At 39.0% G+C, this 21661-nt stretch carries 20 protein-coding genes and 1 tRNA gene; 20 read left to right on the top strand and 1 reads right to left on the bottom strand.

What is annotated here, in order from left to right; genetic code table 11:
• The first annotated feature begins 120 nt into the window (after positions 1-120).
• The 7 genes from MKY06_RS25775 to MKY06_RS25745 all read left to right on the top strand — a co-directional run bounded on the left by MKY06_RS25775 (position 121) and on the right by MKY06_RS25745 (position 6629).
• The gene (locus MKY06_RS25775) at positions 121-1623 is read left to right on the top strand and encodes a tetratricopeptide repeat protein (protein WP_025601653.1); all 1503 of its coding nucleotides are present in this window, start codon (positions 121-123) and stop codon (positions 1621-1623) included.
• A 111-nt stretch (positions 1624-1734) separates the two neighbouring features.
• Positions 1735-2688 (top strand): thioredoxin-disulfide reductase, encoded by a 954-nt coding sequence (gene trxB, locus MKY06_RS25770; RefSeq protein ID WP_013059713.1) that lies wholly within the window; start codon positions 1735-1737, stop codon positions 2686-2688.
• Positions 2689-2991: 303 nt separating this feature from the next.
• A complete protein-coding gene (locus tag MKY06_RS25765) occupies positions 2992-3450 on the top strand; it encodes an 8-oxo-dGTP diphosphatase (RefSeq protein WP_013059712.1) in 459 nt (152 codons plus the stop codon).
• A 41-nt stretch (positions 3451-3491) separates the two neighbouring features.
• Complete coding sequence (gene rapZ / locus MKY06_RS25760; protein WP_013059711.1) at positions 3492-4385, top strand: RNase adapter RapZ; 894 nt, start codon at positions 3492-3494, stop codon at positions 4383-4385.
• Positions 4382-5368, top strand: a complete 987-nt coding sequence (locus MKY06_RS25755) for a gluconeogenesis factor YvcK family protein (RefSeq protein ID WP_013059710.1) — start codon at positions 4382-4384, stop codon at positions 5366-5368. Before rapZ ends, MKY06_RS25755 begins: the two co-directional genes overlap by 4 nt.
• Before the next feature lie 33 nt (positions 5369-5401).
• Positions 5402-6346 carry a DNA-binding protein WhiA gene (gene whiA / locus MKY06_RS25750; protein WP_013059709.1) on the top strand — a complete coding sequence of 315 codons (945 nt, stop codon included), beginning with the start codon at positions 5402-5404 and terminating at the stop codon, positions 6344-6346.
• Between the two features lie 28 nt (positions 6347-6374).
• Entirely contained in the window at positions 6375-6629 is a 255-nt protein-coding gene (locus MKY06_RS25745; protein WP_013059708.1) for an HPr family phosphocarrier protein, read from the top strand.
• A gap of 34 nt (positions 6630-6663) precedes the next feature.
• Here MKY06_RS25745 and clpP read toward each other — a convergent pair whose 3' ends face one another.
• A complete protein-coding gene (clpP, locus tag MKY06_RS25740) occupies positions 6664-7251 on the bottom strand; it encodes an ATP-dependent Clp endopeptidase proteolytic subunit ClpP (RefSeq protein WP_013059707.1) in 588 nt (195 codons plus the stop codon).
• Between the two features lie 220 nt (positions 7252-7471).
• On the opposite strand from clpP, the gene MKY06_RS25735 reads away from it, so the two are divergent.
• The 13 genes from MKY06_RS25735 (at position 7472) to rnr (ending at position 21601) form a co-directional block, all read left to right on the top strand.
• A tRNA-Arg gene (locus MKY06_RS25735) sits at positions 7472-7543 on the top strand.
• A 201-nt stretch (positions 7544-7744) separates the two neighbouring features.
• The gene (locus tag MKY06_RS25730) at positions 7745-8419 is read left to right on the top strand and encodes a hypothetical protein (protein WP_025601472.1); all 675 of its coding nucleotides are present in this window, start codon (positions 7745-7747) and stop codon (positions 8417-8419) included.
• A 286-nt stretch (positions 8420-8705) separates the two neighbouring features.
• A complete protein-coding gene (gene rpoN, locus MKY06_RS25725) occupies positions 8706-10016 on the top strand; it encodes an RNA polymerase factor sigma-54 (RefSeq protein ID WP_013059705.1) in 1311 nt (436 codons plus the stop codon).
• Positions 10017-10028: 12 nt separating this feature from the next.
• Positions 10029-10277, top strand: coding sequence for a glutaredoxin family protein (locus MKY06_RS25720; protein WP_025601476.1), 249 nt, complete (start codon positions 10029-10031; stop codon positions 10275-10277).
• Positions 10278-10410: 133 nt separating this feature from the next.
• A complete protein-coding gene (locus MKY06_RS25715) occupies positions 10411-11439 on the top strand; it encodes a sugar-binding transcriptional regulator (protein WP_013059703.1) in 1029 nt (342 codons plus the stop codon).
• Positions 11440-11484: 45 nt separating this feature from the next.
• Positions 11485-12492, top strand: coding sequence for a type I glyceraldehyde-3-phosphate dehydrogenase (gene gap, locus MKY06_RS25710; RefSeq protein ID WP_013059702.1), 1008 nt, complete (start codon positions 11485-11487; stop codon positions 12490-12492).
• Positions 12493-12801: 309 nt separating this feature from the next.
• Positions 12802-13986, top strand: a complete 1185-nt coding sequence (locus MKY06_RS25705) for a phosphoglycerate kinase (RefSeq protein ID WP_013059701.1) — start codon at positions 12802-12804, stop codon at positions 13984-13986.
• A gap of 175 nt (positions 13987-14161) precedes the next feature.
• Positions 14162-14917 (top strand): triose-phosphate isomerase, encoded by a 756-nt coding sequence (gene tpiA / locus MKY06_RS25700; protein ID WP_013059700.1) that lies wholly within the window; start codon positions 14162-14164, stop codon positions 14915-14917.
• The gene (gene gpmI, locus MKY06_RS25695) at positions 14917-16449 is read left to right on the top strand and encodes a 2,3-bisphosphoglycerate-independent phosphoglycerate mutase (RefSeq protein WP_029319301.1); all 1533 of its coding nucleotides are present in this window, start codon (positions 14917-14919) and stop codon (positions 16447-16449) included. The genes tpiA and gpmI overlap by 1 nt, the downstream gene beginning before the upstream one ends.
• Before the next feature lie 24 nt (positions 16450-16473).
• Positions 16474-17769, top strand: a complete 1296-nt coding sequence (gene eno, locus MKY06_RS25690) for a phosphopyruvate hydratase (protein WP_013059698.1) — start codon at positions 16474-16476, stop codon at positions 17767-17769.
• A 209-nt stretch (positions 17770-17978) separates the two neighbouring features.
• Positions 17979-18212 (top strand): preprotein translocase subunit SecG, encoded by a 234-nt coding sequence (gene secG, locus MKY06_RS25685; RefSeq protein ID WP_013059697.1) that lies wholly within the window; start codon positions 17979-17981, stop codon positions 18210-18212.
• Positions 18213-18479: 267 nt separating this feature from the next.
• Complete coding sequence (locus MKY06_RS25680) at positions 18480-19220, top strand: alpha/beta hydrolase (protein WP_013059696.1); 741 nt, start codon at positions 18480-18482, stop codon at positions 19218-19220.
• A 38-nt stretch (positions 19221-19258) separates the two neighbouring features.
• Positions 19259-21601, top strand: coding sequence for a ribonuclease R (gene rnr / locus MKY06_RS25675; protein ID WP_098287158.1), 2343 nt, complete (start codon positions 19259-19261; stop codon positions 21599-21601).
• Positions 21602-21661: the final 60 nt, after the last annotated feature.

The raw sequence follows: 21661 nt of genomic DNA, 5'->3' as shown, positions 1-21661 counted from the left end.
CTCTTATTTGTGTCAAGAAACGACTGCTTACAGGCTCCTTTTTTGAATAGAGGTATTAAACTTCTTGGCAAATGTGATATACTACGAACGTCGAAATTATCAACTTATTTGGAGGGCTTAATGGAAAAACACTCAAAAGTAATTCAAAAAATGGCACAAGTAATTCCATTTTCGCAAACGGGTGACTTCTATTTCGAAAAAGCGCTGCAGGCGTTTGAAGAAGAGGAGTCGGATAAAGCGCTCAAGTATTTAACGCGTGCAAACAAAGAGAATGCCCGTAATCCACAGCTTCTTACAAACGTTGGAGTAGCTTTAACGGAGCAGGGAGATTATCAAGATGCCAACGAGCTTTTTCTCCATGTGATTCATCATATGGACGATAAATTAGGAAGCTGTTACTACTATATAGCCAACAGCTATGCGCATCTTGGACTGTTTGAAGAATCAAAAAAATACGCGATGTATTACATTGAGCATTTTCCAAATGGTGACCTCTTTCGATCGGCTACAGATCTGTTAGATTTACTATCAATTGATGTGGATGAAGAAGATGAAGAGCCTAAAAATCAGCTAGGCGACATGCTGATTATAAAACAAGAACAAGCAAAACGACTGCTTGAAGCAACGAATTTTGAAGAAGCAGTGGATTTGTTAACTGAAATAATTGATGAGTATCCAGAATTCTGGTCTGCATATAATAATTTAGCGTTAGCTTATTTTTATTTAAATAAAATTGATGAGGCAATGGATTTGCTGAATGAAGTATTGGAGAAAAACCCTGGAAATCTTCATGCGTTATGCAATCAGCTGATTTTCTATTATTATTGCCATAAGCATAAAGAAGTTGAGGAGCTTACAGACGGGCTTAGCCGCGTTTATCCAATGTCATTTGAACACCGCTATAAGCTTGGAGCAACATTTGCATTGATTGGTCAATACAAACTATCATACAGATGGTTAAAAAAGCTTTATACACAAGGATTTCAAGGAGACAACTCATTTCATTATTGGCTCTCATATGCCTCTTACTATACCGGACGTGAAGCGTTCGCTAAAGAAATGTGGAAGCTGGCATTGGAAGACGTTCCTGATAAAGAAGGAGAGGAGCCTTGGCGCATCAGTCAAAAAGCTGCGAAGGTTTTTCAATCGAAAGTGGATGTTACAGCGAAAAAGAAGTGTGCAACAAAAAATGTTCACGATCAGCTTTACAGCTTGTATATGGCAAAAAAGCTTCCTGAACAGCAGCGTCTGCTTCTTTTAGAAGAAATCAAGTCGTCCATACATATGAGTACACTTTTGGATGAAGTATATACGTATGTATGGCAGGATAAACAACATGTGATTTTTGAGGTGGCAGATGTTATTGAACTGGAGATGGAATCGCAGAATGAAAGTGATACCCAGGATCTTTTAAGCTTTTGGTTTTATGTATACGTACAGGTATATAAACAATCCTATGATTTTCAGCATGTGAACGTAAATGCATGGGCCGCAGCCGTCACATATATATGGGCGAAAGAAAAAAGGCAGGCTATTACTCAAGCCGATGCGGCAAAACAATATTCCATTTCCGCTGCAACAGTTAGAAAGTACAGTAAAATTGTGAATACGTTATTAAATTGAGCAAAAAAATAGACGGTAATAGGAAGAACATATTAGGATAGTGGTAACGAAATAATTATCCATAAATTTGGAATCAACTACGAAGGAATTTCCTAAAAGGAGTGTAAAGCAATGACAGAAGAAAAAATTTATGATGTCATTATTATTGGGGCAGGTCCAGCAGGTATGACTGCTGCTGTATATACATCTCGTGCAGATTTATCAACACTAATGATTGAACGCGGAATTCCAGGCGGTCAAATGGCTAATACAGAAGATGTAGAAAACTATCCAGGTTATGATCATATCCTTGGCCCTGACCTTTCTAACAAAATGTTTGAGCATGCAAAAAAATTCGGTGCGGAATATGCGTACGGTGATATTAAAGAAATCATCGACGGAGAAGAATACAAGACAGTTCGTGCAGGCAGCAAAGAATATAAAACACGTTCAGTAATCGTTGCTACTGGTGCAGAATATAAAAAATTAGGCGCGCCAGGAGAAAAAGAACTAGGCGGCCGCGGCGTATCTTATTGTGCTGTATGTGACGGCGCATTTTTTAAAGGTAAAGAGCTAGTCGTTGTAGGCGGTGGAGACTCTGCGGTTGAAGAAGGCGTATATTTAACACGCTTCGCAACAAAAGTAACAATTATTCACCGACGCGATGAGCTTCGCGCGCAGAAAATCCTACAGCAGCGTGCATTTGACAACGAAAAAGTTGATTTTATTTGGAATACAACGGTCAAAGAAGTAAATGAAAAAGACGGTAAAGTAGGCAGCGTAACGTTAGTAGACACAAAAACAGGTGAAGAGCGCGAGTTCGGTGCGGACGGCGTATTCATTTATGTTGGAATGGTTCCACTAACAAAACCATTCGAAAGCCTAAACATCACGAATAAAGAAGGATATATTGAAACGAACGAGCAAATGGAAACAAAAGTACCAGGTGTGTTCGCAGCTGGAGACGTTCGTGAAAAGGCTCTTCGTCAAATTGTAACAGCTACAGGTGATGGCAGCATTGCTGCTCAAGCGGCTCAGCACTATGTAGAAGAGTTAAAAGAAAAGTTAAAAGCTATTCAGCAATAAGGCTGAAATCAATCTTTTACAAAACGTAATTCGGTTTTAACTGTTCTGTAACACCTGTGAAACATTGATGGGGTACTATATAGATAGTAATTGACCCCCTTTTATAAAATATATGTATGTCGGGCATAGGACGTGTTCCTATGCCTCTTTTTTGTGACTATAACAGATTGAATTTCCGTATATAACAGCAATAGATTATTTTCAGAAAATTTAGTAATAGTTAGTTCATCTCCGTTGTGAGAGAAGTTTGTTTCGTAGTATAATAAAAGAAAATGTCAGTATACATATGATGAGGTGGAAAACATGCAAAGGGTCACAAATTGTGTATTAATGAAAGACGATAAAGTATTGTTGCTTCAAAAGCCACGAAGAAACTGGTGGGTGGCCCCGGGTGGGAAAATGGAGCAAGGAGAATCTGTAAAAGACTCTGTTGTGAGAGAATTTCGTGAAGAAACGGGAATTTATTTGAAAAATCCCACTGTAAAAGGTATCTTTACTTTTACGATGAAAGAAAACGATCAAATTTCATCTGAATGGATGATGTTTACTTTTTTTGCTACAGATTTTGATGGGACAAATGTGCTAGAATCAGAAGAAGGCAAACTCGGTTGGCATAATTTGAGTGAAGTAAGTGAATTGCCGATGGCACCGGGAGATCATCACATTATCGATTATGTAGCAAAAGGGTCGGGTGTTATTTATGGCAACTTTACGTATACAACGGATTTCGAGTTATTATCTTATCGAATTGATCCTTGTTAATGATAAATAGACATGTATGCATAGATTGAGGGGGATGGAAAATGAGTACTGGGTCTGTAAGCGATATTCAATTAGTGATTATTACTGGAATGTCAGGTGCAGGAAAAACAGTAGCAATTCAGAGTTTTGAAGATTTAGGGTTCTTTTGTGTAGATAATTTACCCCCTACATTGCTACCGAAATTTTTAGAACTCATGAAAGAGTCAGGGAATAAAATGAATAAAGTTGCTCTTGTTATGGACTTGCGAGGCAGAGAGTTTTTTGAAAGCCTGTTTGAAGCATTAGATAACATGAGTGAAACAACGTGGGTCACGCCACAAATTTTATTTTTAGATGCAAAAGATTCTGTATTGGTGACGCGCTATAAAGAAACGAGACGTTCACATCCGCTAGCTCCTTCGGGTTTACCTTTAGAAGGAATTGGTATGGAACGTGAGCTTCTTGAGGAGTTAAAGGGAAGAGCTCAGCTTATTTATGAGACGTCAGAGTTAAAACCAAGAGAGCTTAGAGAAAAGATTTTAACTCAGTTTTCGTCGCACGCTTCACAGGTTTTTACTGTTAATGTGATGTCGTTTGGTTTTAAATATGGTGTACCTATTGACGCTGATTTAGTCTTTGATGTGCGCTTTTTGCCAAACCCTCACTACATTGACCATATGCGTCCTAAAACAGGGCTTGAAGAAGAGGTTTCTTCTTACGTATTAAAATGGACGGAAACTCAAAAGTTCATTGAAAAAGTAGTAGACTTACTTTCGTTTATGCTTCCACAGTACAAGCGAGAAGGTAAAAGCCAGCTGGTCATTGCTATAGGATGCACAGGCGGACAGCATCGCTCCGTCACATTAGCTGAATATTTAGGTCACCATTTCCAGAATGAATACAAAACTCATATTTCTCATCGTGACATTGAGAGGAGAAAGGAAAATCATAGATGAGCAGTGAACAGCTTCCAAAAGTTGTCGTCATTGGGGGAGGAACGGGTTTACCAGTGCTGTTAAGAGGGTTGAAGGAATACCCTCTTGATCTTACAGCCATCGTAACCGTAGCAGACGACGGGGGAAGTTCTGGCCGATTGCGCGATGAACTTGAAATCCCTGCTCCTGGTGATATTCGAAATGTGCTAGTTGCTTTATCTGATGTAGAGCCACTAGTTGAAGAGCTTTTTCAGCATCGATTTGATACAGGAAATGAGCTTACAGGCCATTCTCTTGGCAATTTGTTGCTTGCAGCTATGACGTCTATTACTGGCGATTTTGTGCATGCTATACGAGAAATGAGCAAAGTACTAAACGTCAGAGGGAAAGTACTTCCAGCAGCTAATCAAAGTGTTGTGCTGCATGCGGAGATGCAAGATGGATCCATCGTAACAGGTGAATCTAAAATTCCAGAAGTTAATAAAAAAATTAATAAAGTATTTTTATCGCCCGCCGATGTGAAACCGCTTGTCGAGACAATAAAAGCGATTCGACGAGCTGATTTAATTGTGTTGGGGCCCGGAAGTCTTTATACAAGTATTTTGCCGAATTTACTGGTGCAGGATATTTGTAACGAGCTTTGTTCGACAAAAGCAAAGAAAGTGTACGTATGCAACGTGATGACGCAGCCGGGTGAGACATTGGGCTTTAAGGCAAGTGATCATATTAAAGCGCTTTACAATCATATGCCTTGTGCATTTTTAGATGCGATTATCGTCAATAATGCACCTATTCCAGCACCTTTGAAAAAGAAATACCAAGTAGAGCAGGCTCAGCCTGTAGAATATGATCGTGAAGTATTGCTAAAATTAGGGTTAGAAGTGATTGAAGATCAAATTATTCAGTATGACGGCAGCGTAATTAGGCATGATACAAAAAAAGTAGCAAAGCTTGTGTATTCTATGCTGACATCGCTGCAAGGTAAAACGAATACGGGTGTTTAACACTATTTCCGTATGTAGATTGGAGGTGAAGTTATGTCATTTGCATCAGAAACAAAAAAAGAGTTAACGAATTTAGAAGTCAAAGATTGCTGTGCAAAAGCAGAGCTTTCTGCATTAATTCGAATGAATGGTTCACTTTCTTTTTCGAATAAAAAATTCACGGTTGATGTTCAAACAGAAAACGCAGCGATTGCTCGGCGCATTTATGTCCTGCTTAAGAAAAATTATGATGTTTCAGTAGAACTGCTTGTGCGTAAGAAAATGCGGTTGAAAAAAAACAATGTGTATATTGTTCGATTAGTAGAGAAAACGAGAATGCTTTTGGAAGACTTAAAAATTGTAGAAGAAGGATTCACGTTTACACATCGTATTTCAGCAGAGCTAGTACAAAAAAAATGCTGTAAGCGATCCTACTTAAGAGGCGCATTTTTAGCCGGCGGTTCTATTAATAACCCAGAGACATCATCGTACCATCTTGAAATCTTTTCATTGTATGAAGAGCACAACGAAGCTTTATGCAATTTAATGAACGAATTTCAATTGAATAGTAAAACATTAGAACGGAAAAAAGGCTATATTAACTATTTGAAAGAAGCTGAAAAAATTACGGAGTTTCTAAATATCATTGGAGCCCATAACGCTCTGTTACGGTTTGAGGATGTAAGAATCGTCCGAGATATGCGAAATTCCGTTAATCGCTTAGTTAATTGTGAAACAGCTAACTTAAATAAAACGATCGGAGCGGCTATTCGTCAAGTGGAAAACATTCGTTATATTGATGAAACAGCTGGATTAGACATCTTACCAGAAAAGCTAAGAGAAATTGCTCGTTTGCGTGTGGAATACCAAGACGTTACGTTAAAGGAGCTTGGTGAGATGGTATCTGGAGGTCAAATTAGCAAATCGGGCATTAACCATCGGTTGCGTAAAATTGACCAAATAGCAGACAAGCTTCGCGCCGGTCAGCCAGTCACATAAGGGGAATTGCAAGGGGGAGGATTTTATCATGGAAAAACAAGTAGAAGTAAAATTAAAAACGGGATTACAGGCTCGTGTTGCGGCACTATTTGTGCAAGAAGCAACTCGTTTTACATCTGATGTGTACTTGAAGAAAGATGAGAAAGTAGTCAACGCTAAAAGTATCATGGGGTTAATGAGCTTAGCGATTAATAATGGGTCTCTTATTACGCTCATTGTTGAAGGGGTAGATGAAAAAGAAGCAATGGATGCGTTAGTAGCTTACGTAGAGAACGATGCATAAAAAAGCCTTTCCCAAAGTGGGAAAGGCTTTTTTCTTATTTAGGGTCGTTTTCTAATACTTTGTCAATTAGACCGTATTCTAAAGCGCGTTCAGCAGTCATGAAATTATCACGATCTGTATCACGTTGTAGCACTTCTAACGGTTGACCTGTACGCTCAGCTAAAATTGAATTTAGTTTTTCGCGTAAGAATAGAATACGTTTTGCCGCAATTTCGATTTCAGTAGCTTGTCCTTGAGCACCACCAAGAGGTTGATGAATCATTACTTCGCTGTTTGGAAGAGCAAAACGTTTGCCCTTTTCACCAGCAGCCAGTAAGAAAGCACCCATTGATGCAGCCATACCGATACAAATTGTAGAAACTTTTGGCTTAATGAATTGCATCGTATCGTAGATAGCCATTCCAGCTGTAATAGAGCCACCTGGACTGTTGATATAAAGTGAGATATCTTTTTCTGGGTCTTCAGCAGCTAAGAATAGAAGCTGAGAAACGATTGAGTTAGCTACATTATCGTCAATAGCACTACCTAAAATAATAATGCGGTCTTTTAATAAACGTGAATAAATGTCATAAGCACGTTCACCACGGTTTGTTTGTTCAATAACTGTAGGAATTAAGTTCATATTAAATTCCTCCTTAACAAGAATAATTTGTTATGTACCTATAATACACGTATGGTCAATAAAGGTCAAACAAAAGAACCTCTACTACACATATTCGCTTAAAAGACTATGTATTCCTCTTTGACATTATTAAAATTTTTCCCCCTTCTAAAAAAAATAAACGTAGTATTCTATTGAAAAGAGAAGTTTTCTCTCCTATAATGGAAGTTGTGACAAATATGCCCTCGTAGTGTAGTGGATAGCACAAGAGATTCCGGTTCTCTTAGGGTGGGTTCGAATCCTGTCGAGGGCGTCTTAAAACGTTGCGTTTTACGCAACGTTTTTTATTTTGAGTAAAAAGGCTCATCTTCTCAAAAAATAATATTTATTTTCCTCCTATAACCCTTTATACGCGTAAGGAAGCAAGAAATTAATTCCATTGTACCGGTTGCGGAATTTGTCAGAATACTATAAAACAGTATATAAGGAAAAGAAACACGGAGGAGGAATAAATATGAAATATATGAACAAACTTTTCATTGTCAGTGCATCGGTAGCACTATTGCTGTCTGCATGCGGGACGAACGAAGATTCTGCTCAGCCGAAGTCTAATGATCAAGCAGAAAATGTTCAGCAGGACACAGCTTCTAAATCTGATCAAACATCAGGCGCTGCAAAAGAAGATTCGAAAAAAGATGCGGATTCTTCCAAGGTCTCAGCCAAACCTTCAGGAAGTCAATCATCAACTAGCGAAACAGCGGATGATGAACAGTCAACGTTTTCTTCAGAAACAAAACTAACAAAAAGCCCAGAACAAGATTATTCTATTCAAGTAATGGACGGTTATAAACTAACGGGTGAAGAACCAGGAAAAGATGCGTTAGTATTAACTTCAGATGATTCTCAATTTATGCGTATCGAAATGCTTTCATCAAAAGCATCGATGGACGACGCTGCTCAATCTGTTAAACAAACGGCAACAGCAGTTAATAAAAATGCAGCAGAGAAAAAGAATCTTGAAGAGACTGGAATCTTCAAAGATTCTGTTTGGTATGAAGCCACATCTGGCGATCATACGGTAAACGCTGTGTTGGTTAAAGGAAAGAAACCAATGAAGCTAACCATCTTCACGAAAAATGACGAAGAAAACTTGGACAAGTTTATGCAAATGGCACAAACCATTCAATAAGTAATTTTTCTATATATTATACACATGCAGAAAATTCGACATGACGAAGAAAACGTCATGTCGGATTATTACTCGGATCATGTGGTTGGTGCGAATTATAATGAAAAGTTATAAAGGTGCATAACTCTATTACTTTTTTGATGGTTAGTAATTAAAAATAGGATGAACCGCTTCGTTAACAAAGGTTGACGGAGATTTTTTGATGAAAAAATTACATATAAAAAATAGTTACATGCTCTTTGAAAGCGTTTTTATAGTAAAATAGATGAAGGGGAGGGGAGAAATAATGGAGATTGGATTATTTCAGCAGCAGTCGTTAAAGCTGACGATGTCAAAAGAATTATCACAAGCTATTTCTCTTTTACAATATTCATCGATGGATATTGTAGCGTTTTTACATGAGCAGGCGCTTCAAAATCCGCTTATAGATTTTTCAGAGCTGCCCGTCTATACATCTCACAATCAAAAAAATCATGCAACTTCTGATTCAACAGATTATATGAGCAGTATACCAGCTCCTAAAGAAACGCTGTACGAACATTTAATGAATCAATCCGCATTGTTAAAATTAGATGAATGTGAGCAGGCAGCCGTTGAGTTTGTTATTCATAGTCTGGATGATGCTGGCTATTTGCACGATGAGTTAATCATACTTGCTAACCAGCTTGGCCAAGGTCAAGAGCAGGTTGAAAAGGCTCTCCAGCTTGTGCAGCAGATGGACCCGGCAGGAGTAGGGGCAAGAAGTTTACAAGAGTGCTTAATGCTTCAATTAAAAAGGAATAATCAATGGACAGAAAAAATAGAGCAAATTTTGACACATCACTTTGAGGAATTTGCGTATAAAAAATGGATGAAAATCTCAAAGTTATGTCAAATCTCACTTGAAGCTCTTCAACAATTACATGAACAGATTAAGAAATTAAATCCTCGTCCTGGATCGTTTTATATGAAGTCCAATGAACGATTCATTGTACCGGATTTTATTGTGAAAATTGAAGATGGAAATGTCGTTGCTTATGCAAATGAGGATTTGGAACCTCGACTTTCAGTGAATGAACAATACAAACTTCAGCTGAAAAATAGGCAGAACCAAGAAATGTTTTCTTATTTGCAAGAGAAATATCGTGAATTCCAATGGATTATGAAAAGTTTACACACACGCAAAGATACATTAAACGCATTAATGAATACCTTACTCGTTGAACAAGAAGCATTTTTTAAAAAGGGTCCTTCGTATTTGAAGCCGTTAACAATGAAGGAAGTAGCGGAACAAACGTCTGTGCATGAATCAACGATTAGCCGTGCTACTCGGCACAAATATATTCAAACGCCTTTTGGCACCTTTTCAATGAAATCTTTTTTCTCAACTAGTATTCAACTGGGCAACAACGAAGCGACTTCTACAACTCACGTAAAAGAACTGCTTAAAAAGCTAGTAGCAGAAGAAAACAAACAGCGTCCGCTTTCAGATCAGCAGTTGGCTAACGTCTTGCAAAGCAATTATAACGTTACTATTTCAAGAAGAACGGTAGCCAAATATAGAGACCAATTAAACGTTCTACCATCCAGTCAACGAAAACTTTTTGTGACGCAGTAAAGGAGTGAGAATGTGGAAGTCGTACTGTATACCAAAAATGGCTGTCATTTATGCGATGATGCAAAGAAGCTGCTTGCAGAGATGCAGTCTGAGTTTCCCTTGCAGCTTATTGAACGAGATATTTACAAAAACGATGAGTGGCTGGAAAAGTATCACCTTGCGATTCCTGTAGTAGAAATGGATGGAGAAGAAGTGGAATATGGAAAAATAACAGGTATTCCATTAAGAAAACGCTTACTTTTAAAAATAGGCAACACATGAGTTGAATAAAGGATTCACTCCTGTTAGAATAGATTTTGTAGCAGGGTGAATTTTTTTTGCGCAAGGTGGGACATAATATGTCTATACGGGACAAAATATGTCCAGCGAGTTTATGCCTTAAGGGGATTTTAACATGCGTTCTTTAATAGAAGTACAACGAAAATTATTACCTGAACTTCTCTCAGTTATGCAAAAGCGCTATCAAATCTTGCAATACATACGTTTAATGCAGCCGATTGGCCGCAGAAACTTAGCTGTAAGCCTTGGGCTAACAGAACGTGTGTTACGAAGCGAAGTAACATTCTTAAAAGAACAAGATTTGATTGACATTTACCCTAGTGGGATGACGCTTACAAACGAGGGAGAACTACTTCTAGCTGAATTAGAAGAAGTAATGAAGGAAGTTTCAGGACTTCGATTATTGGAAACAACATTAAAAGAGGCGTTTTCTTTATCAGAAGTTGTTGTTGTATCTGGAGATAGTGATCAGTCTCCTTGGGTCAAAAATGAAATGGGTCGAGCATCTGTTTCGTGTATCAAGGAGCGCCTTGTTGGTGAAAAAAATACCGTTGCTGTTACAGGTGGTACAACGCTTGCCGCCGTTGCCGAAATGATGACACCTGATTCAAAACACCCTGATATACTTTTTGTACCTGCTCGCGGAGGGCTAGGTGAAAATGTACAAAACCAAGCAAACACGATTTGTGCTAAGATGGCTGAAAAGTCCATGAGTCACTATCGCTTGCTTCATGTTCCAGATCAGCTTAGTGATGAAGCATACCGATCCATTATCGGTGAGCCATCTATTAAAGACATGCTTCATTTAATCAAGTCCGCTGGTATGGTTGTTCACGGAATAGGAGACGCTATGACAATGGCAGAACGCCGTAAAACACCACAGGCTGACTTAGAAAAAGTGAAAAATGGACATGCTGTAGGTGAGGCATTTGGATACTATTTTAATCATCAAGGCGAAGTTGTTCATAAAGTTAAAACAGTTGGCATACAACTCGATGATTTAAAGAACAATAAATGTGTTATTGCTGTTGCAGGAGGTTCATCAAAAGCAAAGGCAATTAAAGCGTTTATGCAACAAGCGCATGATTCGATTCTCATTACAGATGAAGGCGCCGCAAAAGAGTTAGTAAGGGATTTTAATTAATCCCTCATATAAAAAATACTTTTTACATTCAAGGAGGAAATACCCATGGCAGTAAAAATTGGTATTAACGGATTTGGTCGTATCGGCCGTAATGTATTCCGCGCAGCTTTAAAAAATGATAACGTTGAAGTAGTAGCAATCAACGACTTAACAGATGCTAACATGCTTGCTCACCTTTTAAAATATGATTCTGTACACGGAAAATTAGATGCAGAAGTAGTAGTAGATGGTAGCAACTTAGTAGTAAACGGTAAAACAATCGAAATCTCTGCTGAACGTGACCCAGCTCAATTATCTTGGGGCAAACAAGGCGTAGAAATCGTTGTTGAATCTACTGGATTCTTCACAAAACGCGCTGACGCTGCGAAACACTTAGAAGCAGGAGCTAAAAAAGTAATCATCTCTGCTCCAGCATCTGACGAAGATATCACAATCGTAATGGGTGTTAACGAAGACAAATACGATGCGGCTAACCACAACGTAATTTCAAACGCTTCTTGTACAACTAACTGCTTAGCGCCATTTGCTAAAGTGTTAAATGACAAGTTCGGTCTTAAACGCGGAATGATGACAACAGTTCACTCTTACACAAACGACCAACAAATCTTAGACTTACCACATAAAGATTACCGTCGTGCTCGTGCGGCTGCTGAAAACATCATCCCAACTTCAACTGGTGCTGCTAAAGCTGTATCTCTAGTATTACCTGAATTAAAAGGTAAATTAAACGGTGGAGCTATGCGTGTTCCAACTCCAAACGTTTCTTTAGTAGACTTAGTTGCTGAACTTGACAAAGAAGTAACTGTTGAAGATGTAAACAACGCTCTTAAAGAAGCTGCTGAAGGCGATCTTAAAGGCATCCTTGGTTACAGCGAAGAGCCACTAGTATCTGGTGACTACAATGGTAACATCAACTCTTCTACAATCGATGCATTATCTACAATGGTAATGGAAGGTAACATGGTTAAAGTTATCTCTTGGTACGATAACGAGAGCGGATATTCTAACCGTGTAGTAGACCTTGCTCAATACATCGCTGCTAAAGGACTATAAGAATAACTTAAAATTCGCTTCTATTTGATTCAATAAGACAGAAATCGACTAGACTTTCCTTTTTTATTGGATATCTGAAAATAGAACGACTATAATAAGACTTGCTAAGGAAGAGAGGGGCATACCCCCTCTTCCTTGATTTATGTATTGGCTTCTACATGAAAAAGCATCATAAGCAGCTAACTGGAGTTTCACTTTATATAGAAAGGCGCCAATATATAAAATGAAATGTACGGTGGTTTGTGGATTGATGATTACATAGAAGCCTACTTGCTTAGTACCATAAATACTTAAGGAGGCCTTTTAACGATGAACAAAAAAACGTTGAAAGACATCGATGTAAAAGGAAAGCGAGTATTTTGTCGCGTAGACTTTAACGTACCAATGAAAGACGGAAAAGTAACAGACGAAACTCGTATTCGTGCAGCTATTCCTACTATTCAATATTTAGTAGAACAAGGTGCAAAAGTAATTTTAGCTAGCCATCTTGGACGTCCAAAAGGCGAAGTTGTTGAAGAGTTACGTCTAAATGCTGTTGCAGAACGTTTACAAGCTCTTCTTGGTAAAGACGTTGCAAAAGCTGACGAAGCTTTTGGCGAAGAAGTAAAGAAAACAATCGACGGTATGAGCGAAGGCGATGTTTTAGTACTTGAAAACGTACGTTTTTACCCAGGTGAAGAGAAAAACGATCCTGAATTAGCAAAAGCATTTGCTGAATTAGCAGACGTGTACGTAAACGATGCATTCGGTGCAGCTCACCGTGCGCATGCTTCAACAGAAGGAATTGCACAACATATTCCAGCAGTAGCAGGTTTCTTAATGGAAAAAGAGCTTGATGTGCTTTCAAAAGCATTATCAAACCCAGAACGTCCATTTACTGCAATCGTTGGTGGAGCAAAAGTTAAAGACAAAATCGGTGTAATTGACCACTTGCTTGATAAAGTAGATAACTTAATCATCGGTGGAGGACTTTCTTACACATTTATTAAGGCACTAGGCCATGAAGTAGGTAAATCACTTCTTGAAGAAGACAAGATTGAACTTGCAAAATCTTTCATGGAAAAAGCTAAGAAAAACGGAGTAAACTTCTACATGCCAGTGGACGTGGTAGTAGCAGATGACTTCTCAAATGATGCTAATATTCAAGTTGTATCAATTGAAGATATTCCAAGCGATTGGGAAGGCTTAGACGCAGGACCGAAAACGCGTGAAATCTATGCTGACGTAATCAAAAACTCTAAGTTAGTTATTTGGAATGGACCAATGGGTGTATTTGAATTAGATGCATTTGCTAACGGAACAAAAGCAGTAGCAGAAGCTTTAGCAGAAGCAACTGACACATATTCAGTAATCGGCGGAGGAGACTCTGCAGCAGCTGTTGAAAAATTCAACTTAGCTGATAAAATGAGCCATATTTCTACAGGTGGCGGTGCGTCACTAGAGTTTATGGAAGGTAAAGAACTTCCAGGCGTAGTTGCATTAAACGATAAGTAAGTTTATGTTTCAGTAAGACGGAGGACCGACCTGACGACTGATAATATAAAAAATTATCAAGCAGCGAAGATGGATGACCAAGAGATAAAAGGGACCGAATCACTTTTAACAGCACCCTCTTGGACATCCAACGCGTGAAGGGAAAACCCACAATAAACAAAGGACGGTGTTATACATGCGTAAACCAATTATTGCAGGAAACTGGAAAATGAACAAAGTACTTTCTGAAGCAACTAGCTTTGTTGAAGAAGTAAAAGGAGCAGTACCATCTCCTGAAAGCGTAGAATCAGTAGTATGTGCACCTGCACTATTTTTAGATCGTTTAGTAGAAGCGACTAAAGGCACAGACTTAAAAATTGGTGCACAAAACATGCACTTTGAAGAAAACGGTGCGTTCACTGGAGAAGTGAGCCCTGTTGCTTTAGCAGACTTAGGTGTGAACTATGTCATTTTAGGACACTCTGAGCGTCGTGAAATGTTTGCTGAAACGGACGAAACAGTAAACCAAAAAACAATTGCTGCATTCAAACACGGTTTAACACCAATCGTTTGCTGCGGTGAAACAAACGAAGAGTACGAACAAGATCAAACAAAAACAGTTGTAGCTAATCAAGTACAAAAAGCATTAGCTGGTCTAACTGATGAGCAAGTAAAACAAACGGTTATCGCATATGAGCCAATCTGGGCAATCGGTACAGGTAAATCTTCAACTGCTGAAGGTGCAAACGAAGTTTGTGCATACATCCGTAGCGTTGTTGCAGAACAATTCTCTCAAGATGTTGCAGATGCTGTACGTATTCAATACGGAGGTAGCGTAAAACCTGCTAATATTAAAGAATATATGTCTCAATCAGACATTGACGGAGCTTTAGTAGGTGGAGCAAGCTTAGAAGCAGATTCTTTCTTACAGCTTTTGGAGGCTGGTAAGTAATGAGTAAAAAGCCAGTAGCATTAATCATCTTAGATGGTTTTGCATTACGCGATGAAGATAAAGGTAATGCGGTAACACATGCAAAAAAACCAAACTTCGACCGTTTCTGGAACGAGTATCCTCATGCTACACTTCAGGCGTCTGGAGAAGCTGTAGGCTTACCAGAAGGCCAAATGGGTAACTCTGAAGTAGGTCACTTAAACATCGGCGCAGGCCGAATTGTGTACCAAAGCTTAACTCGTGTAAACGTAGCAATTCGTGAAGGCGAGTTTGAACAAAACGAAACGCTTCTAGCAGCTGTAAAGCACGCGAAAGAAAAGGGTACAAACCTTCATCTTTTCGGGCTTTTATCTGATGGCGGTGTACACAGTCATATCGAACATCTATATGCATTATTGCGTCTAGCTAAGAGTGAAGGCTTAGAAAAAGTCTACATTCATGGCTTCTTAGATGGTCGTGACGTAGCACCTCAATCTGCTGAAACGTATTTAAAAGAACTTAATGAAAAAATTGAAGAGTACGGCGTTGGTGAAATTGCAACACTTTCAGGACGTTACTACTCAATGGACCGCGACAAACGCTGGGAGCGCGTAGAGAAATCATACCGCGCAATGGTGTACGGCGAAGGTCCATCATATACAAGCGCTGAAGAGTGCGTAAAAGATTCGTATGACAATGGAATCTATGACGAATTCGTTTTACCTTCTGTTATTACAAAAGAAGACGGATCGCCAGTTGCGACAATTCAAGACGAAGATGCAGTTATTTTCTACAACTTCCGTCCGGATCGCGCAATTCAAATTTCAAATACGTTCGCAAACGAAGATTTCCGTTCATTTGATCGCGGTGAAAAACATCCAAAAAACTTACATTTTGTATGTTTAACTCACTTCAGCGAAACAGTTGACGGATATGTAGCCTTTAAGCCAATTAACTTGGATAACACGCTTGGTGAAGTATTATCTCAAAATAACTTAAAGCAGCTTCGTATTGCCGAGACAGAAAAATATCCTCACGTAACGTTCTTTATGAGCGGTGGACGTGAAGCAGAGTTTCCTGGTGAAACACGTATCTTAATTGATTCACCAAAAGTAGCAACATATGACTTGAAACCTGAGATGAGTGCTTATGAAGTGACGGACGCGTTGCTTGCAGAAATCGAAGGCGATAAGCAAGACGCTATTTTATTAAACTTTGCAAATCCTGATATGGTAGGCCATTCAGGTATGTTAGAACCAACTGTAAAAGCGATTGAAACAGTAGATGAGTGCTTAGGCAAAATTGTAGATGCAATTTTAGCTAAAGGCGGTACAGCAATCATCACAGCAGACCATGGTAATGCTGATGAAGTGATTACGCTTGAAGGTAATCCAATGACGGCTCATACAACGAATCCTGTTCCAGTAATCGTAACCAAACAAGGCTTAGAGCTTCGTGAAGACGGTATTCTAGGAGATCTAGCTCCTACGATGCTTACTCTTCTAGACGTAGCACAGCCAAAAGAAATGACAGGTAAAACATTAATTAAATAATTAATTATAAAGGAGAGTTTTAAAATGCCAGCAATTCTTGACATTTATGCACGCGAAGTATTAGATTCTCGCGGTAACCCAACAGTTGAAGTTGAAGTATATACTGAATCAGGCGCTTTCGGACGCGCTTTAGTACCAAGTGGTGCTTCTACTGGTGAATACGAAGCAGTAGAATTACGCGATGGTGACAAATCTCGCTACCTAGGTAAAGGTGTATTAAAAGCAGTAGAAAACGTAAACGAAATTATCGCTCCTGAATTAGTAGGTATGGACGTAACTGATCAAATCGGTATCGACCGCCTTATGATCGAGTTAGACGGTACTGAAAACAAAGGTAAATTAGGTGCCAACGCTATTCTTGGTGTATCTATGGCAGTAGCTCACGCAGCAGCTGATTTCGTAGGTCTTCCATTATACCGTTACCTTGGTGGATTCAACGCTAAGCAATTACCAACTCCAATGATGAACATCATCAACGGTGGTTCTCATGCTGATAACAACGTTGACTTCCAAGAATTCATGATCTTACCTGTAGGAGCTCCTACATTTAAAGAAGCAATCCGTATGGGTGCTGAAGTATTCCACGCGTTAAAATCTGTTTTATCTGCTAAAGGCTTAAACACAGCTGTAGGTGACGAAGGTGGTTTCGCTCCTAACTTAGGTTCTAACCGTGAAGCATTAGAAGTAATTGTAGAAGCAATCACAAAAGCTGGTTACGAAGCTGGTAAAGACATCCAATTAGGTATGGACGTAGCTTCTTCTGAGTTCTTCAACAAAGAAACTGGTAAATATGACTTAGCAGGCGAAGGCCGTACAGGCGTAACTTCTGCTGAAATGGTAGATTTCTACGAGCAGTTAGTTAACGAATTCCCAATCGTTTCAATCGAAGACGGTTTAGACGAAAATGACTGGGATGGTCACAAGCTATTAACTGAGCGCATTGGCGGAAAAGTACAGCTTGTTGGTGACGATCTATTCGTAACAAACACGAAAAAACTTGCTCAAGGTATCGAACAAGGCGTAGGTAACTCTATCCTTATCAAAGTTAACCAAATCGGTACATTAACTGAAACGTTCGAAGCTATCGAAATGGCTAAACGTGCTGGTTACACAGCAGTAGTTTCTCACCGTTCTGGTGAAACTGAAGATGCAACAATCGCTGATATCGCTGTTGCAACAAACGCTGGTCAAATCAAAACTGGTTCTATGAGCCGTACAGATCGTATTGCGAAATACAACCAATTACTACGCATCGAAGACGAGCTAGGTGTTCTAGCTGTATACGATGGCGCTAAATCTTTCTACAACTTAAAAAAATAAGTTGAAAGTAAAAAAAACGGATGACGATTGTCATCCGTTTTTTTTACGTTAAAATCCGTTGTATTTAACTGCCATTACTTGTACGAGAGGGTTTTTTATGATAAATTAACCTTAGCGTAGTGCGCGTACTTTATCCCCGGTAATGCCAATCAGAAGGGATGAAGAAACCCCGCTGATTGACTATTACTTGGTGTAGGAGGTGTGTCTTAGTGCATACATTGCTGATTACTTTGCTAGTGATTGTTTCAATTGCTTTGATTGTTGTGGTCGTTTTACAATCAAGTAAAACTACTGGATTATCTGGAGCTATTTCCGGTGGAGCTGAAACGTTATTTGGGAAACAAAAAGCACGTGGAATTGACTTAGTTTTACACCGTTTGACAGTAGTGTTATCTATCCTATTCTTTGTATTAACACTTGCTGTATCTTATTTCAAACTTTAATATGTTACTGGATAGACTGCCACCTAATGCATATGTACTTGGTGTATACCAACTTATGTATTAGGTGGTTTTTTAATGGGTGTGTTGAATACTTTAATTTCATTTTTAAGTAATGATATAATATAGCTTTAGAAAAAAGTACTAAATATAGTATAAAAGCGTAAAAGTTGATGGCCACATCTCTTGTTATGTGATGGCCGTCACATAAATACATGTTTTTTTCTATTAGGACTGCAGATATTATAACTAAAAGGAGTTAAATGATATATGAAAATTGCACAACCAAAGCCATTTACATTTGAAGGCGGCGAAAAAGCTGTTTTATTACTTCATGGTTTTACCGGAAATTCTGCTGACGTTCGTATGTTAGGTCGTTTTTTAGAGAAAAAAGGATACACATGCCACGCACCTCATTACAAAGGACATGGCGTAGCGCCTGAAGAACTTGTTCATACTGGTCCAAAAGATTGGTGGAAAGATGTCATGGACGGCTATGAGTTTTTGAAAAGCAAAGGTCATGAAAGTATTGCCGCTGTAGGTCTTTCACTAGGTGGCGTATTTTCACTGAAATTAGGTTACACTGTACCTATAAAGGGTATTGTGCCTATGTGCGCCCCTATGTATATAAAGAGTGAAGAAGTCATGTATGAAGGTGTTTTAGCGTATGCACGCGAATATAAAAAGCGTGAAGGTAAATCGTCTGAACAGATTGAACAAGAAATGGAAGAGTTCAAGCAAACACCAATGAACACATTAAAGTCTTTACAGGAATTAATCGCTGAAGTGCGAAATTCAGTTGATATGATTTATGCACCGACATTTGTTGTACAAGGTCGTCATGATCATATGATTAATACAGACAGCGCCAATATTATTTATAATAGCGTCGAGTCTCCTACAAAAGATATAAAATGGTACGAAGAATCTGGTCATACCATTACCTTTGATAAAGAGCGTGATCAGCTTCACGAGGATGTATATGCATTTTTGGAATCACTTGATTGGTGATAGAGATAATACGAATAAAGAAAAAGGAGGGACATGATGTGAAAGAAGAAAATCAGCCCTATATAAATGAAATATTGGATTTTATAAAAAGGGATAATTACAAACCTTTGACTGTCCAAGAGCTTGCAAAAGAATTTAATACTGAGGATGCAGAGTCATTCAAAGAGTTTGTGAAGGCACTTGTTATTATGGAAGAGAAGGGTTTAATTATCCGAGCAAGAAACGATCGCTACGGGCTGCCGGAACAAATGAATTTTGTCAAAGGGAAAGTAAGCGGACATGCAAAAGGGTTTGCATTCGTAGTTCCTGAAGAAAAAGATGCGGGTGATGTATTTATTCCCCCTACTGAAACAAACAATGCTATGCACGGAGATATTGTGCTTGCAAGAGTGTCATCAGAATCATCAGGTGCTCGTCGTGAAGGAACCATTGTAAAAATCTTAGAACGAGGTACCCAGCAAATTGTAGGTACGTATACGCAAAGCAAAAATTTTGGCTTTGTGATTGCGGATGACAAAAAAATTGCAGGTGATATCTTTATTCCCAAAGCAGCAAGAAACGGTGCAGTTGAAGGCCATAAAGTAGTAGTAGAACTGACAACCTATCCGGAAGGCCGCATGAACGCAGAAGGAAAAGTTGTTCAAATTCTTGGACATAAAAACGATCCGGGGATCGATATCATTTCTGTTATCCATAAGCACGGTCTTCCTCAAGAATTTCCTGCTGATGCTTTAACACAAGCAATTGATACACCTGAAACGATTGACGAAAAAGATATCGGCAACCGCCGCGATCTTCGTGATCAAGTTATTGTAACCATTGACGGAGCAGATGCAAAAGATTTGGATGACGCCGTAACGGTTACAGAGCTTGAAAATGGAAACTACAAATTAGGCGTCCATATTGCAGATGTAAGTCACTACGTTAAAGAAGGTTCTCCGATTGATGTAGAAGCAGCAGAGCGCGGAACAAGCGTCTATTTAGTAGACCGAGTTATTCCGATGATTCCTCACCGTTTATCTAATGGAATTTGCTCATTAAATCCAAAGGTTAACCGTTTTACGCTTTCTTGTGAGATGGAAATTGATCCACAGGGTGAAGTAGTGAAACATGAGATTTTTGAAAGTGTCATCAAAACGACAGAACGAATGACGTATTCAGACGTTAACAAAATCTTAGTGGATAAAGACGAAGAAGTGTTAGAACGCTACGAGCCAATTGTTCCGATGTTTGAGCGTATGGAAAAGCTGGCAGCTATTCTTCGTAAAAAGAGAATGGATCGCGGTGCCATTGATTTTGATTTCAAAGAGGCAAAAGTATTAGTAGACGATGATGGCCATCCTCACGATGTTATTTTGCGTGAACGTTCGGTTGCTGAAAAGCTAATCGAAGAATTTATGCTAGCGGCGAATGAAACAGTAGCAGAACATTTTCACTGGATGAACGTACCGTTCATTTATCGTATTCATGAAGATCCAGATGCAGAGAAGCTTACTCGTTTCTTAGAGTTCATTACAAACTTTGGTTACACGGTGAAAGGAACAGGAAACGATATTCATCCGCGTGCGCTGCAGGATATTTTAGAAGAAGTAAAAGGTACGCCTGAAGAGATGGTTATTTCAACTGTTATGCTTCGTTCGATGAAACAAGCGAAATATGAGGCAGAAAGTTTAGGCCACTTTGGTTTATCAGCTGAGTTCTATACGCATTTTACGTCTCCAATTCGTCGTTATCCGGATTTAATCGTTCATCGTCTCATTCGCACGTATTTAATTGAAGGAAAAACAGATCAGCAAACGCAAGAAAAATGGCGCGAGCTTCTGCCTGATGTTGCTGAGCATTCTTCTAATATGGAACGTCGTTCAGTTGACGCTGAGCGGGAAACGGACGATATGAAAAAAGCTGAGTTTATGGCTGATAAAGTTGGGGAAGTATTTAATGGTATTATTAGCTCTGTTACTAACTTTGGAATGTTCGTGGAGCTAGAAAATACGATTGAAGGTTTAGTTCACGTCAGTGACTTAACAGATGACTATTATCGTTACGACGAACGTCACTATGCGATGATTGGAGAAAAAACGGGCAATGTCTTCCGAATTGGAGACGAAATTGAAGTGAAAGTCGCCGATGTGAATAAAGACGAGCGTTCAGTTGACTTTATTATTGTAGGAATGAAAGAAAGCCGCAAACGCTTATCTAAAGACCGTCCTAAAGTGATTAAAGCAAAACAAAAGTCACGCAAAGATGATAAAGGAAAAGGTCGCGAGGGCAGCCGAAGCAAAAATGAAGAGTGGTCTACTCAAAAGCCAAAGAAGAAAAAGAAAAAGAGATTCTTCGAGGGTGCCCCAAATGTTAAGCGCAAAAAGAAAAAGCGTAAATAATCGAAATCGACAGCAGTGAAGCAGAAGGGTATTCCTTCTGCTTCAAAACAGCTCCATTAA

This window comes from Priestia sp. FSL P4-0332 (assembly GCF_038005845.1).
GTDB lineage: Bacteria > Bacillota > Bacilli > Bacillales > Bacillaceae_H > Priestia.
This window is presented reverse-complemented; position numbering and strand designations above follow the sequence as displayed.